The sequence below is a fragment of the Anaeromassilibacillus sp. SJQ-1 genome (assembly GCF_046693725.1).
In the GTDB taxonomy this organism is placed as follows: Bacteria; Bacillota; Clostridia; order Oscillospirales; family Acutalibacteraceae; genus Anaeromassilibacillus.
The window spans coordinates 203,076-216,343 of the sequence record NZ_JBKEIV010000044.1; the positions used below are offsets into that span (position 1 = coordinate 203,076).

Sequence of the window (13,268 nt, forward strand, 5' to 3'; positions counted from 1 at the left end):
TCTAAATAATAAAAGTTTGTTTTTCTGTATTTTTGATTACAATCTCTAATTTTTCTACATCAATGATATGCGTCAATTTGCATTTAGGGCAGAAAAGAGGAAAATCTTTTAATACAGTATTATGAAATACTTGAACTCTCGTCTTTCCGTTACAAATCGGACATTTTATCCAATATTTTTTAAGCATTATATTTCACTCGTCCTTTTTACACAAAAAAATGCAGGTCAATCCTCAACATGAGCATTGACCTGCATTTATAATGCACAGAGCAGTACAACAAAACTAAGGCATAGCTTGCACTATGTCTATACTATATCTATACGTCGTTAGTTTTTTGTATAGCATCCGCAAAATAAGCATGACAAAAAAGCCCATGTTGAAAATGGGAAAATCCTTTTTTTCAATGCTTATCTAATACGCATGCTATGCAACATAAACGCCGCCTCCTTTTACATAAATTTTATTTTATCAGAAAATCAGTCTACTGTCAATACACAACAGGAAGTATTTAACCTAATGATATGAATTGTGTGGACATATCCAAAAAGAAAGGTGAACTGTAAAATGTAACAGGGTGAATGAAAATGGCAAAAAGACCCGTACCATTGTACGACTTTAAGGCTTTCGGGGCAGCTATAAAAGCCGCGAGAAATGAATACGGCGAGAGCCGCAAAAAGGTAAGCGACGAGTTATATATTTCCCCGCGCTACCTTGCGAATATCGAGAACAAGGGACAACAGCCGAGTTTACAGGTATTCTATGACCTTGTAACCCGGTATCATATTTCGGTAGATCAATTTTTCTTCCCGAACAGCAATGCGGAGAAATCCACCGGGCGGCGGCAGCTTGACGCGCTGCTGGACGGTATGAGCGATAAAGGCATACGGATTGTAACCGCAACAGCAAGGGAGATAACGGAAGTCGAAAAAGCAGAGGATTAACCTCACAATATGAGAAATCGGGAGATTGCAGCGCATGGCGGCTGCAATCTTTTTTTGCGTCCAAAATCAAAGGAACGCGCAACAAATACCGCCTTTCGGTGGGGGTATGGAGTAGATAGCAAGCACAGCAAACGAGTACCCGTTTGCGGAAAATGCTTGTTGGGATAATCCCAAACCCTTATACCGAAAGGCGGTGCGGAAATGGAAAACCGAAAGAGAAATATACAGATGAAGTTTTACGTTACGGAAGAAGAAAAGCGGCTGATCGACGAGAAGATGAAGCAGCTTCCCATAAAGCAGTATGGGGCATACTTCCGTAAAATGGCGATAGACGGGTATATTCTTGTCGTTGACCGAAGCGACACAAAAGCATATATCCGGGAACTGCAAGCGGTGAGCCGGAACATCAACCAAATTGCAAAACGCGCCAATGCGACGGGGACGGTTTACAGGCAGGATATAGAGGACATTAAAAAGGCGGTGGACGAGATATGGCGGTTACAAAGACGCACCCTATTAAATCAACCTTAAAGGCTGCGATAGACTATATCTTAAATCCCGAAAAGACAGACGGGAAGCTGCTTGCGTCCTCTTTCGGCTGCGGGCTGGAAACCGCCGATATTGAGTTTGCATGGACGCGGGAAGCTGCCGGAGATCGCGGCACACATTTAGGGCGGCACTTGATACAATCCTTTGCGGTGGGAGAAACCACACCGGAAGAAGCGCACAAAATCGGCATGGAACTTGCCGGGGCGGTATTAGGCGGCAAGTATGAGTTTGTTTTGACAACTCACGTCGATAAAGACCATCTGCATAATCACTTGATTTTCAACGCGGTTAGCTTCGTTGACTACAAAAAGTACCATTCCAACAAGCAAAGCTATCACTTTATCCGGCGCACCAGCGACAGGATATGTAAAGAGCATGGGCTATCCGTCGTCGTACCGGGACAGGACAAGGGAAAAAGCTATGCAGAATACACCGCCGAAAAGCAAGGGACAAGCTACAAAGCAAAGCTGAAAACGGCGATAGATACTCTCATTCCCCAAGTGAAAGATTTTGACGAACTGCTGCGCCGCTTGCAGGAAATGGGGTATGAAATCAAACAGGGCAAATACATTTCCTTTCGCGCTGCCGGACAGGAACGGTTTACCCGCACAAAGACGCTCGGCGCGGCCTATACGGAAGAAGCGATAAAGGAGCGTATCAAGGGCGTGTATGTTGCCAAAACAAAAACGCTGCGGGAAGATAAGAAAATCCGGCTTGTCGTCGATCTTGAAAACAGTATCAAAGCCCAACAGTCGGCGGGCTATGAACGGTGGGCGAAAATCCATAATCTGAAACAGGCTGCTAAAAGCATGAACTTCCTAACCGAAAACAAGATTGAGTATTACAGCGACCTTGAAAGCAAAATTGCGGATATTATGACCGCCCATGACGCGGCGGCAAGGGCGGTTAAAGAGGTAGAACAGCGTATGTCTGATTTGTCGCTGCTTATCAAGCACACCACCACATACCGACAGTTAAAACCGATTTACGAGGAATACAAGAAGTCGCGGGACAAGGAAAAGTATCTGCGGGGGCATGAAAGCGAAATTATCCTGTTTGAAGCTGCGGCAAAGGCACTCCGGGAAATGCAGATAAAGAAGCTGCCCGATCTCGCCGCGCTGCGCAAGGAGTATAGCAGCTTAAACGACAGGAAAAGCAAATTGTATGAGGATTACCGCCAAGCGAAAAAGCAAATGCAGGAGTACGGCATTGTCAAAAAGAACGTCGATAGTATTCTTTACCCGTCCCAAAGCAAGGCGCGGGAGCAGGAGCGATAAACCAAACATAAATAAAAAGGACAGTCGATTTACTCGGCTGTCCTTACTGGTACTGCTTGATAACTCAAGATTACTTTTCCCAAGTAAAGCGGAGATACCGGCTGGCAAGAATCTGCCCTCCATCATCAAAACAAATCACCGTACTGGGATTATCCGGAGTAATTGTCATTGTTTCTAATTCTGAACCATTAGCGTCATAACAAATGATTTCCACCGAACCAACTTCACTCCCTAATTCAAAGGTTTGATAGTCAGTAACTTCCTCTGGGGTGTAATCTGTTTTGGAGATTTCCGAATGGTTTTCATCATAATATATCATGGAAAAAGATGTTGTCGGTTGTTGAATTTCAAATGTAACTTGGCAGGAATAATCAATTCCTGTCATGGCACATTGATCAGTGATTTCCATGCGGTCAAAATAAGTTTCTGTATCAAAATATACCCCTTCTTCATCATGATACAGATAGTAAGCTGTAACAGAGTTTTCGGATTCCTCTTGCGGAAGATATGCTATCGCGCCTTCAGCACCCACGGAATCATTGTCCAAGTTTGCCCCAAACGTCATACTGGTAAAGTTCTGATCTCCAGCATAAGCAACATCTGCACTGGCAGAGAAATAATATACGCAAGCAGCGTCCAAATCAAATGAGTAGCTATTATCTGCAAAATCCGCATAGACCTTTGTATTTTCCGGCAACTCTTGCTCATTGTTTATAAAAATTGCCCCTATCGCCGATTCATAATCAGGCGTAAAATTATCCTGCGATGAATTGCAGGCCGTCATACTTACCAATAAAGCTGCCATCGAAATGGCACATAGAAGTTTCCTCATTCCTTTGCACCTCATTTATTGAATTTAGAGTTCTAAAAAGCACAATGTGCTTTTTTATTATACCATATCCAACTGTTTCATTCTACCAAGAAATATGAAAAGACATGGATTAAAGAAAATAGGTTTTACTATCACCCATGCAAATTCAAAATTGTTGCTCGGTTAATTTAGAAAAGCAAGGGTAACAAGTGGAATGTTAAGGGCTGAAAACGCCTGTATTTCTGCGGCTTCCAGCGCGGGGAAACGGCGTAGACGATACTTTATATTAAAACCCGCAAAAACGGCTTTCTAATTGTCCACGCAAGGACAAAAAAGAACAGGGGCGCGGCGCCGGAAATCGGCAACCGCGCCCCTGTTTCTATGGACTATTCCTCGTCGGTCAAGATAAACTCCCGTTCAGAAAACTCGCTGTCCGTCATGGCTTGCAGCTTGTTTACCGTTGCGGCGGCAAGCTGACGCATATCCTCGTCCATGTAGGGCATGGCGGCAAGGATATTTTCAAGCGTTGTTTCTCGGCTGTCCTCGGCGTAGATCGCAACAATGTTTTCTTCCTCTATGGTAAAGCAGATATTCATGCTATCAAACCTCCAAATCCTTTTTATGCTCTTTCTGTTTATCTTTCGGCTGCTGCGCCGCCTGTTTCTTATACTCGTCCAGCTTTTTCAGAATAGAGGGCTTTTTCTGCGGCTGCTCCCGTTTCTCGGCTTTTACCGCTTTCGCAAGGTCGGTAACGGAAATTGCTTCGCCCGCCTTTGCCCGCTGCTCCAAATCTGCGACGGTGGGCGTTTGCGGCGTGTTATTGATAATCCCGTCAAAATTGTTGTCGTTCTGCTCTATGGTGTCCTCGACGTGCTTTAAGGGATTATCCCGCTGCGGCTGCTCGGCGGCTATGGCGTAAGCCTGTGTGCCGTTCCCCATAATGAGATACTTCCCGTCCTCCGACGCATGGTGAAAACCAAAGCCCGACGCTTCGATCTGTTCCCGGCTCATATCGGTAATATGAAAATTGCCCCTCGGCGTTCTAACGGTTTCACCCGTCAAAAGGCTTTCGGGGGTCGCTTCCGGCTGCTGCTTTTCAAGCTGCCCGTCCTTGTAGGAATATCCTTGCGCCGCGATTGCTTCAAGGGTCTTGCCTGTAACGTCGCCATAAATCCGCTTATCTGCGTCAACCAGCATTTGCAAGGTGTTTTTTACGGTGTCGGACAAGGCTTGCTGCTGTTCGGGCGGCAGCTTGTCAAATACGGGGGTTTGCTGTTCCTGCTCGGCTTGCCGTTGCTGCTGCAACTCGGTAAAATGCCCCTCAATCTCGGTAATGAGTTCCTTTGCGGTGGCCTGTATCGTTTCAAGGGACGCTTTTAACTCGGTCATTTCCTTGCCGCTGCTCCAACCCGCCACATAGCCGAAAGAATAATCGGACGTATCAAGCCCAAAGTGCTGGCAGACGGTGTAAGCGACGCTTTCCGCTTCTACCTCGCGGGTATGGCGGTCAACGCGGTTTTGTTCTTCCGGCGGGGCGTTCAAGTCCACGTCGTGCAGCTTCGCATGGGCGATTTCGTGAATGGCGGTCTTTACCGCCTGTAATTCACTCACGCCCTCTTTGATTGCAATGCGCTTGTCGGTTAGACTGAAATACCCGTTTGCGCCGTTTGTAATCTGTTCAAAAGTAATCGGGACGGGGGACGCTTTTTCAAGGGCGGCGAAAAAATCCTCGTACTGCTCCACATCGGCAAGCAGCGGTTTAACGGAAAGGTCGGGAAACTCCTTGCCCTCGGTCTGCGAAATATCAAAGACGGTTATAACCTTAAAGGCGGGGACGGTGATTTCCGTTTCTTCCTTTACCACTTTTCCCTCGCGGTCAAGCATGGGCTTTCTCGTTTCGGGGTCGATTTTATCAACCAGCTTTTTCACCTTGTAGGGTGCGGGGGCAAAGATTTTAATGCCTTTCTCGCCTTTCTTTACATGGCGGTCAAACTCCTTTTCCCATTGACGGAAGCCCATTACTAAATTGCCGCCCTGCATAGCAATTAGGATAGTGTTATTCAAACTATAATCATGGAACTTCGACATAGCGGTTAGAAACTCTTTGTAGCGGTCGCTGTCAAAAATCGCTTGTACGCCCTGTTCCAAACGGGCGGTGATCTCCTTTACCTTTTCGGCGGGCTTTTCGGAAGTAAGGATAATGGGGACGACGGGGCGGGGCTGCTGCGGCTCTGCGGCCTGTACGGCTGCTTGCTGCGTTTCGGCTGCGTCCATATAGGCTTTGTCCTGTTCGCCGCGCGACCGCTGCGGGTAACTCATAATGCGGTATTCCTCCGGCACTTCGCGCCCCTCAAACTGCCGTTCCCACTCGTCGCCGCTTTCCACGATATAGCCGTATTCGGTAAACGCGCCTTTTTCCTGCGCGGCGGCGTTCCTGCCGAAAGTAGTAAGGTCAATGCCGCCTTTCCATTCTTCGGGCATTTGTACCATGCCGGATTGATATAAGTAATAGTCGCCCAAATCGCGGTAGGTATGTACTTCGGGGATATGGACGTAAAAATCCACGTTGTAGGTGAAGTCAATTACCTGTCCGATATTTGCAAGCCCGTTTTTCTGCTGCAAAGCTGCGTTCAGCTTGCCAACCTCGGCGGGGTCAAGCTGTTCGAGCTGCGCCGCAAGAAAATTGAGTTCGTCCACGTCGGCGGCGCATACCATTTCATAAGGCAAAGCAATATGTTTCTCCGGGTCGTCGGAATAGCCGCGAATGGAAAAATCCTGCGGGTTGTCTGCGGTAATGCCTACGTTCCGCATAGCTTCGTGTAACTGCTCCTTTGTGGCAGGCATATCCAGCCAATAGCCGCTTGGGTCGCCCGCTTCAAAGCGGCTGCGGTTGCCTATCATAATAGAAAACTGTTCGCTCATGTGTTCACGCTCCTTTTCCTGCCCGGTATTTTCGGGGATAGCTGCCGCCTGTTGCTGCTGCGGGGGTTCTTCGCCCTCTATGGTGTAGTCCGGCATGAGCATACCGTTTACTTTGAAATAGTCGGCGTACTCCTGCGGGATAGGCGGGGAGATTTCCGTAAACAAGCGGTCATACGCTTTGATACGCCCATTCAGATACTTTTCCATAGCCGCCTTATCGGTGAAAACCTTTCTATCTTGTCCGGCAATCTTCGCTTGGGTTCTGCTTGGGCTGTTGGTGCGCACGCTCCATGTAAGCGTCCATGAATACGGGATAGATTTCTGCGCTTCTTTGTCATAGCGGGTATTCTCGTAAATGTAGTAATTCATCTGATATACCCGGTTGCTGCGGGTATATCGGTCATATTCATTTTTCTGCCACTCATTAGCGGTGTGCTGGACGTGCGGCGTTCTCACATATTCAAGTGCTTTATCCAGCAAAAGCGTTTTCCCCGCCTGTTCTTCCCATGCGGCGGCTTGCTCCTTTAAGCTGTCAAAAATCGCCTGTTCTGCCGCCGCGCTTTCGCTGCGCATGGAAAGTAGCTGCGCAATCGGCAAGGAAGCATAAGGGGCAATATCTCCGTCCTTTGCTTCAAAATATATCCGGCGTTCTATCCGCATGGTTTCGGCGGCTTCTAATTTGTCATGGTCGTATGAGGTGTACGGCATATTGTTTCATCACGTCCTTTCTCGGTCATATAAGGGTTTGGGACTATCCCAACAAGCAAAATGCCCGCGCCGTTCCAAGAGCAGCGCGGGCATTTCTCGCAAACGGGTACTCGTTTGCTGTGCTTGCTATGTAGTTGTTTTTATCCGTAAACGCCTGTTTCTCTCACTTTCCGCTTTCTGCCTGCGGCGTATCCTTTCCTAATTTTTGATAAGTAAGTCCATGAGAAACCTGCGTGCCGCGATTTTCGGAAGTATTGAAACTGTCGATTGTTTCCCGTCCCAAGTTATCCGAAATATCCTTTGCATTTTTCCCACGTCCTCCCAAAAACAAGGTGCTGTCGGCATTATCAAGTATGATTTCTGCCGCGTCCTTGTAAATGGCTTTTAGTTGGCTCTGCGATTGCAGAATGATAGAAGCGGACATTTCCCTGCTGCGAATGGTCGCAATTAACTTATCAAAGCGGGGTATCTGCCCGATGTTGGCAAATTCATCAAGCAAAAACCGGACATGAATAGGCAATTTGCCGTTGTATTCGTTGTCCGCTTTATCACAAAGCAAATTGAAAAGCTGCGATTGCAGAATAGCGATAACAAAATTAAAGGTGTCGTCGGTATCGCTCATTATGAGGAAAAGCGCGGTTTTCCTGTCGCCCAATGTATCAAGTTCCAATTCATCATAGGACATGAGTTCCCGGAGTTCCTCTATATCAAAAGGGGCAAGACGCGCACCGCAAGAAATAAGGATTGATTTTGCCGTTTTGCCAGAGACGAAAAGTCAAGGACTTTTTCATCAAATTCAAAAAGAAGTCACATTTTGCGGACTTCCTCACGGAGCAGACGCTTGATTTTGTCCTCCATCGTCTCTTTTGCGGTCTGGCTGAAATGGACACGGACGATATAGGTTGTCTTGCCGATCTGCTTTCTGACAGTCGGGCAAGTGGCGGTGTTGGTTGCGGTATTGTTCATTCAAAATCCTCCTGTAAATGAAAAATGCCCGGTGACTGTTCATCATCGAGCGGTGTCGGTATGAGGGAACAAGGCAAGGCGGCAACATTAAGGTATCTATAAAAACCTTGCCGTCTTTGCCATGCTTGCCGTGTTCCTGTTGTCAGTCTCGGAGATAGCAGACCCATGCTGTGCCGTCTTTCTCGGTCACAAGTCTGTCCCCGATACGGCTCTTTGCCGTCCTCATGGTGCGTGAGGAAATCCCACGCTCATTGACTGCCTTTTCCAGTTCTGCGCTCGGCATACGCTTTCCGTCCGCAAGCAGTTCCAGAATGAGCATTTGCGCCTGTGCGGTCTTGCTCTCGGTCTTGGCGGTGTCCGTCCCGGCAAGAAGCTCGTCAGCGGTAATGTCATAAGCTTCCTATCCACGCAAACCCTTTCTCGTCTCCCAGAGAAAAGGCAATGGACTGTCCGGGCGGCGCAAGGAGCTTTTCTCATGGATCAGCACCCTCGTTGTGGGGCTGTCCTTCAGCTTGCCGATAAAGAGCAGACTGCGGACTGCCGCCGTAATGTCGATAGACCCTAATCCCCGGTAGGTGCTTTGCGTTCCTGCGGCTTTGTTGAGGTGTCCGATCAGCACGATAGCGCACCCGGTAGCCTGTGCAATGTCTCCCAGACTGCGGAATATCGGGCGCACCTCGTTTGCTCTGTTCATGTCCACATCTGCACCCAGAAAAGCCTGTACCGGGTCAATGATAACCAGCCTTGCGCTGTTTTCCCGGATTGCCCTTGCTATGCGTTCATCGGCAAGGGTCAGCGGTGTGTCTCTATCGTCAATGACAAGCACTCGTTCAAGGTCTGCGTCTGCTTCTATCAGTCGGGGCTTGACGGTATCACCCAGACCGTCCTCGGCGGTCTGATAGATGATATTGAAAGGCTCAAGTGTCTCCATACCGGGCAAAGGCTTTCGATTGGTGCAAGCCGCCGCAAGGCGCATGGCAAAGTAGGTCTTGCCCTCGCCGGGATTGCCCTGGATAATTGTCAGCTTTTCCAAAGGGGATATACGGAAACCATAGCCAATCCACGCTCGTCAGCTCCACATCTGCCATGCGGAGCATGGGGACAGGCTGGGCGGTGGGCAGCTCTCGCAGCGTGATTGTCTCGGCTATGAATTTGCGGCTGGGAATGTCCCCTTGCTGACGGAGAACATCGTTCCAGTCTTTCCTTACCGGGACAAGGCGAATGACGGCGATCTCGCCGGGAATGTCCTGTGCCAGCCGGGTGCAGGCTTCACTTCCTGCGGTGTCGCTGTCAAGGCAGAGGAACACTTTTCGGATGTCCTTGCGTTCAGAAAGAAAACGGTCAAGGGCTTTGCCTGAAACGCCGCCCAGGGCAAGGTAGCTCCTTGTCTGCCAGTCCTGCGGATAAAGGCAGATAAAGGACAAAAGGTCAATCGGTGCTTCAAAGACAAAGAGCTGGTTGCCGTTTCCCTCATAGTGGAACGGATAGGGATTTGTCAGACCCGGCAATGTCCTGTCTGAATGGGTCTGCCGTTCCTCGCACATGGGCGTATCTCGGCGTACCGCTTCGGTCTCTGCCGACAAACACAACATTGTGCCGCTTTGCGTCCTCGTAAATATCCCCGGAAAGAAGAAAAGCCTCAACAAGCGTTTTGTTGAGACCTCGGCTTTCTGTGAGATATTGGATTGCTCTGTCGGCTGTCCTGTTGTGCAAGGGCAAGTGAAACGCTGTGGGCGGTGCTGTGCTGGCTTCGCTCTGTCCCTCGGCGCTTTCGCCGGTTAAGAGCTGGACTGCTTCGGGAAAGGACTTGCCGTAAAACTCCATGACAAAATCAATAGGATAGCCGCCCTTGCTCTGGCTGTGGCGAAACCATTTGTTTCCCCGGACGGTCAGGCTGTCATGTTCTTTCCAGCGGTATTCCCGTCCGCTTTTGATAAGTGTCTCTCCCTGTGTGCGGAGAAAATCTTCCAGACTGACGGCGTTTGCCCGGTCGATCTGTGCTTGGGTGTACTGCATGGGCGTCCTCCTTACTTCTTGAAAACAGCGCATCGTCTGCAAATGCCATGCTCACGCTCGTCCAGCGTGTAGGGGCAGTTCGCACATTCCTCGCCGTACTGTCTCATGATAACAGGCAGATAGCCCAGCTCCTGCAACATATCAATCTGGCGGTCGGTGAGGGTGGCTTCAAAGGCAAGGCATTTCCGGGTGTGTTCGTCCAGCTCGATCAGGTCGGAAAGCGGTCTGCCATCGGTCAAAGCTTCTCCGCTCAAAAGGCGTTTTGCCGTTCTGCGGATGGGGTTGTACTCGTTCTTCCAGTCGTATTTTTTCATCGTGTCATATCCTCCTTTTTCTGTCGTGTTTGGGGTCGATTTTGGAGCTTTTGTTCCTCTGTACGCTCGTTAAATCGGGCGGCAGTATCTACACATGACTTGACCTTCCAAAGGCGGTGTAAATCGTCTCTGACGGTCTTAAACTCGCCATAGGTGGTGTTGTGCGCCTGTTCCAGCTCGTCATACTCGTCGGACAGCTTTTTCATATCCACCTTGCCGTCTGGGAACTCCCCGGTCAGCTTTCGTCTGGCGGCGTAGAACTGTATCAGTTCCGCTTCATGCTCTGCCTTGTACTTGGCTCTGGGCTTCTCAAGCTTGATTTTCTGCAAGCCGTCATAGACAGGCTTCAAGTTCTGGAAAGCGGCGGAGCTGTCATAGAGCCGCTTAATCGCTTTCATTCGTGCCGTCTGCTCATCCAGCGTTTTCTTCAAGCTCTCTGTGGCAGCACTGTGTTCGCTGACACGGCTTTCCAAATCTTCAAGGGAGTAAATGCCATTCCTCCGAAGATAATTGAAAGTCTCGTTCATCTCCTTTAGATTGCTGATTTTACCTTTCTGGGAATACGCCCCGGCTCTGCGCTGGGTGTAATAGGCGTTCAGCAGAGAAACAAGGTCGGGTGCCTGCGGCTTGGCAAGCTCCACCTTTGCTTCGGCAATCCAATCAAACAGGTGAGCGATTTTCTTCTTAATGTCCCGGATAACGGCATTGGTGGCTTTGATCCAGCGGTTGAACTCGCCTTTCTCGGTGCGTATGCCCTTCTTCTCCATTGCCCGGACGGTTGCGCCCTCATGGACGGTGGGAAGAAGCTCCACGCCCTGACGCTCATAGCTTCGGTGGTCGATACTAACGTCAAGCCCCTTTTCAGCAAACTTGGCGTTGCATAGCTCCGCCCATGTCTGCCGCCAGTATTCCAGCGTTTCGGGACTGCCCCAGTCGGTAGTGGGAACGGCGTTAAACACAAAGTTTCCATCTGCGTCCCGGATACGGTTGCCGTCCTCGTCCAGCTCGTAAACTCGGTGCTGCTTACAGCCCCATTTGCCGTTCTGCTCGATGGGACGGATGGGGCAAAGCACATGAAAATGGGGATTGGGTATGCCGCCGTCCTCTCTGTCTGGCTGGTGTACAGCGAAGTCAACCACCATGCCACGGCTCACAAACTGCTCCAATAAAAATTGCCTTGCAAGAGCGATGTTTTCCTCAAGGGAAAATTCATTCTGCAAAGCAATGTCAAAGCTGTATGCAAGCTGTGCCGTCTTTCCACGCTCGGCTTTTTCCACGGCGTTCCATAGGGTCTGACGGTCTGCGTATTCTTTCGGTGCATGGGACGGCAGGAGAATGTCGGAGCATATCACGCCGCCCTTGCGGGTGTAGTCGCTGTATTCGCCATAATACTCGCTATACAATCGCTCCCCGGCACGGTAGGCGGCAGAAGCAATAGCGGACTGTCCTGCGCTTCGCTTAGTCTGCGTGACGCTCAGATGAAATAGTGCCATCGGCTTTCTGCTCCTTTCCTCTGCTCGCTTGGTTGATGTGGGTAATCGCCATGTGACGGACGGCTCGCTGGACTTCGGGCAGAGAAAAGATGTACTCCATCAGCTCCGTCATTTCGGTGCGTGTGAGATCTTTGAACTCCGGGGCAAGGCTCTCAATCGTGCCGCCCAGATTGCAAAGACGGTGGGTGCGCTTTTGTCTCTCGCCTTTCTCCAGATACTTCTTTCTGTTCTCCAGACGCTCCAGCTTGTGCTGTTCCTGTGCAAGCTGTGTCTCGACCTGTTCCTTTTCGGCTCGGAGCTGTTCAAGGTTTTTCGGTTTTGCCATTTTTCGTGACCTCCTTTTTTGAAAATGGGGATAAAAAAAGACCGTCAACTTTTCGCAGATTGCGACCAGTCAACGGTCAGTTTTTCGGTATTCAGTTGTTGTGTTCAGTTCGGTAAATTGAAGTTGGTCAAAGTTGTTGGCGAAGATATTCCACAACATTTCCATTCGTATCATAGAAACAGATGTTTCCTACATTGAGGGGCAGGACAATGGCGAAAGGCTTGCCACTATCAATATCAATCACCTGAATGCCGTTGCCATCATCTACTTCAAGTCGAACAATATTTTGGGTATTCATTGAGATAAATGCCCTTTCGTTATTTCCCTCAACAACAAACTCTGCAATGTAATCATCAACCTCAACTATATCTCCACCACCACGGAAGAAATATCCAAAAGACAAGCCAGGGCGATTTACATAGACAGAAAAAGTGTGGTCTGTCTTGTCCTGTGGGTAAGAAATAAATGCAGCCATTGTGTCGGAAATGCTTCCATCAACAATCCAATCATCCAAAATTTTTTGAGATTGGCGAATGTCTGCTTCTAAACTGTTTGCGGTTTTACCAATGTCATTGTTTGCATAAAGGAAACCGAAAACCAACACACAAGCCAAAATAACACCCAAGAGGATTATGGGTAATTTCTTTTTCATAGAATCACACTCCTTTATCAAATTAAGATTCTTGATTTTCAAACTTGCTGGCGGCGAACGGTTTGTCAAAACCGTTTGCGGACGGCAAGTCCACAGGGGATAGCCGCTTTAGCGGCGCAAGGGGGTGTAGCCACCTTGACGGAACGAAGTGACGCAACATTCTCGGTCATGCAGTTTTCTTCTGCTGACGGAGAATGAAGCTCCGCAGGGCGCACTACTCTCGACAGAGAGTATAGAAGTGCGCCCTTTAGTTCCTAAAGGGGTTTGCTCCGGCTTAATTTCTCGACAAACTG

At 49.0% G+C, this 13,268-nt stretch carries 12 protein-coding genes and 2 pseudogenes; 3 read left to right on the plus strand and 11 right to left on the minus strand.

The window, feature by feature from the left end:
* Position 1: 1 nt before the first annotated feature.
* Positions 2-187: a cysteine-rich KTR domain-containing protein gene (locus ACGCCZ_RS12585; protein WP_003431289.1), complete on the minus strand. Its 186-nt coding sequence runs from the start codon at positions 185-187 to the stop codon at positions 2-4.
* A gap of 398 nt (positions 188-585) precedes the next feature.
* Between ACGCCZ_RS12585 and ACGCCZ_RS12590 the strand changes: the two genes are divergently transcribed.
* From ACGCCZ_RS12590 to ACGCCZ_RS12600, 3 genes are all read left to right on the plus strand, one after another.
* Positions 586-942 carry a helix-turn-helix transcriptional regulator gene (locus ACGCCZ_RS12590; RefSeq protein WP_002584957.1) on the plus strand — a complete coding sequence of 119 codons (357 nt, stop codon included), beginning with the start codon at positions 586-588 and terminating at the stop codon, positions 940-942.
* Between the two features lie 201 nt (positions 943-1,143).
* A complete protein-coding gene (locus tag ACGCCZ_RS12595; RefSeq protein WP_002584958.1) occupies positions 1,144-1,473 on the plus strand; it encodes a plasmid mobilization protein in 330 nt (109 codons plus the stop codon).
* Positions 1,434-2,768, plus strand: a complete 1,335-nt coding sequence (locus tag ACGCCZ_RS12600) for a relaxase/mobilization nuclease domain-containing protein (protein WP_007860193.1) — start codon at positions 1,434-1,436, stop codon at positions 2,766-2,768. The genes ACGCCZ_RS12595 and ACGCCZ_RS12600 overlap by 40 nt, the downstream gene beginning before the upstream one ends.
* A gap of 70 nt (positions 2,769-2,838) precedes the next feature.
* Here ACGCCZ_RS12600 and ACGCCZ_RS12605 read toward each other — a convergent pair whose 3' ends face one another.
* The 10 genes and pseudogenes from ACGCCZ_RS12605 to ACGCCZ_RS12650 all read right to left on the minus strand — a co-directional run bounded on the left by ACGCCZ_RS12605 (position 2,839) and on the right by ACGCCZ_RS12650 (position 12,975).
* Complete coding sequence (locus ACGCCZ_RS12605) at positions 2,839-3,573, minus strand: hypothetical protein (protein ID WP_044962452.1); 735 nt, start codon at positions 3,571-3,573, stop codon at positions 2,839-2,841.
* 392 nt (positions 3,574-3,965) lie between these two features.
* Positions 3,966-4,175 (minus strand): transposon-transfer assisting family protein, encoded by a 210-nt coding sequence (locus ACGCCZ_RS12610; protein WP_007860197.1) that lies wholly within the window; start codon positions 4,173-4,175, stop codon positions 3,966-3,968.
* A 4-nt stretch (positions 4,176-4,179) separates the two neighbouring features.
* Positions 4,180-7,209 (minus strand): antirestriction protein ArdA, encoded by a 3,030-nt coding sequence (locus ACGCCZ_RS12615; protein WP_007860198.1) that lies wholly within the window; start codon positions 7,207-7,209, stop codon positions 4,180-4,182.
* Between the two features lie 190 nt (positions 7,210-7,399).
* Positions 7,400-7,984, minus strand: a pseudogene (locus ACGCCZ_RS12620) (type IV secretory system conjugative DNA transfer family protein); the annotation flags it as partial.
* A 32-nt stretch (positions 7,985-8,016) separates the two neighbouring features.
* Positions 8,017-8,175, minus strand: a complete 159-nt coding sequence (locus tag ACGCCZ_RS12625) for a transposon-encoded TnpW family protein (RefSeq protein ID WP_006428300.1) — start codon at positions 8,173-8,175, stop codon at positions 8,017-8,019.
* A 142-nt stretch (positions 8,176-8,317) separates the two neighbouring features.
* Positions 8,318-10,191: pseudogene (locus ACGCCZ_RS12630) on the minus strand (AAA family ATPase).
* Between the two features lie 11 nt (positions 10,192-10,202).
* On the minus strand, positions 10,203-10,505 hold the full coding sequence (locus ACGCCZ_RS12635) for a hypothetical protein (RefSeq protein WP_024729653.1): 303 nt from the start codon (positions 10,503-10,505) through the stop codon (positions 10,203-10,205).
* The gene (gene mobQ, locus ACGCCZ_RS12640; RefSeq protein WP_215684634.1) at positions 10,502-11,998 is read right to left on the minus strand and encodes a MobQ family relaxase; all 1,497 of its coding nucleotides are present in this window, start codon (positions 11,996-11,998) and stop codon (positions 10,502-10,504) included. The genes ACGCCZ_RS12635 and mobQ overlap by 4 nt, the downstream gene beginning before the upstream one ends.
* Positions 11,964-12,323 carry a DUF3847 domain-containing protein gene (locus ACGCCZ_RS12645; RefSeq protein WP_055191773.1) on the minus strand — a complete coding sequence of 120 codons (360 nt, stop codon included), beginning with the start codon at positions 12,321-12,323 and terminating at the stop codon, positions 11,964-11,966. Before ACGCCZ_RS12645 ends, mobQ begins: the two co-directional genes overlap by 35 nt.
* A 127-nt stretch (positions 12,324-12,450) precedes the next feature.
* Positions 12,451-12,975, minus strand: coding sequence for a hypothetical protein (locus tag ACGCCZ_RS12650; protein ID WP_015516227.1), 525 nt, complete (start codon positions 12,973-12,975; stop codon positions 12,451-12,453).
* Positions 12,976-13,268 lie beyond the last annotated feature (293 nt).

What these genes read in the sequence shown, in the direction of transcription:
- ACGCCZ_RS12585 (WP_003431289.1), bottom strand. Translation starts at nt 187, where the DNA reads ATGCTTAAAAAATATTGGATAAAATGTCCGATTTGTAACGGAAAGACG.
- ACGCCZ_RS12590 (WP_002584957.1), top strand. Translation starts at nt 586, where the DNA reads ATGGCAAAAAGACCCGTACCATTGTACGACTTTAAGGCTTTCGGGGCA.
- ACGCCZ_RS12595 (WP_002584958.1), top strand. Translation starts at nt 1,144, where the DNA reads ATGGAAAACCGAAAGAGAAATATACAGATGAAGTTTTACGTTACGGAA.
- ACGCCZ_RS12600 (WP_007860193.1), top strand. Translation starts at nt 1,434, where the DNA reads ATGGCGGTTACAAAGACGCACCCTATTAAATCAACCTTAAAGGCTGCG.
- ACGCCZ_RS12605 (WP_044962452.1), bottom strand. Translation starts at nt 3,573, where the DNA reads ATGGCAGCTTTATTGGTAAGTATGACGGCCTGCAATTCATCGCAGGAT.
- ACGCCZ_RS12610 (WP_007860197.1), bottom strand. Translation starts at nt 4,175, where the DNA reads ATGAATATCTGCTTTACCATAGAGGAAGAAAACATTGTTGCGATCTAC.
- ACGCCZ_RS12615 (WP_007860198.1), bottom strand. Translation starts at nt 7,209, where the DNA reads ATGCCGTACACCTCATACGACCATGACAAATTAGAAGCCGCCGAAACC.
- ACGCCZ_RS12625 (WP_006428300.1), bottom strand. Translation starts at nt 8,175, where the DNA reads ATGAACAATACCGCAACCAACACCGCCACTTGCCCGACTGTCAGAAAG.
- ACGCCZ_RS12635 (WP_024729653.1), bottom strand. Translation starts at nt 10,505, where the DNA reads ATGAAAAAATACGACTGGAAGAACGAGTACAACCCCATCCGCAGAACG.
- mobQ (WP_215684634.1), bottom strand. Translation starts at nt 11,998, where the DNA reads ATGGCACTATTTCATCTGAGCGTCACGCAGACTAAGCGAAGCGCAGGA.
- ACGCCZ_RS12645 (WP_055191773.1), bottom strand. Translation starts at nt 12,323, where the DNA reads ATGGCAAAACCGAAAAACCTTGAACAGCTCCGAGCCGAAAAGGAACAG.
- ACGCCZ_RS12650 (WP_015516227.1), bottom strand. Translation starts at nt 12,975, where the DNA reads ATGAAAAAGAAATTACCCATAATCCTCTTGGGTGTTATTTTGGCTTGT.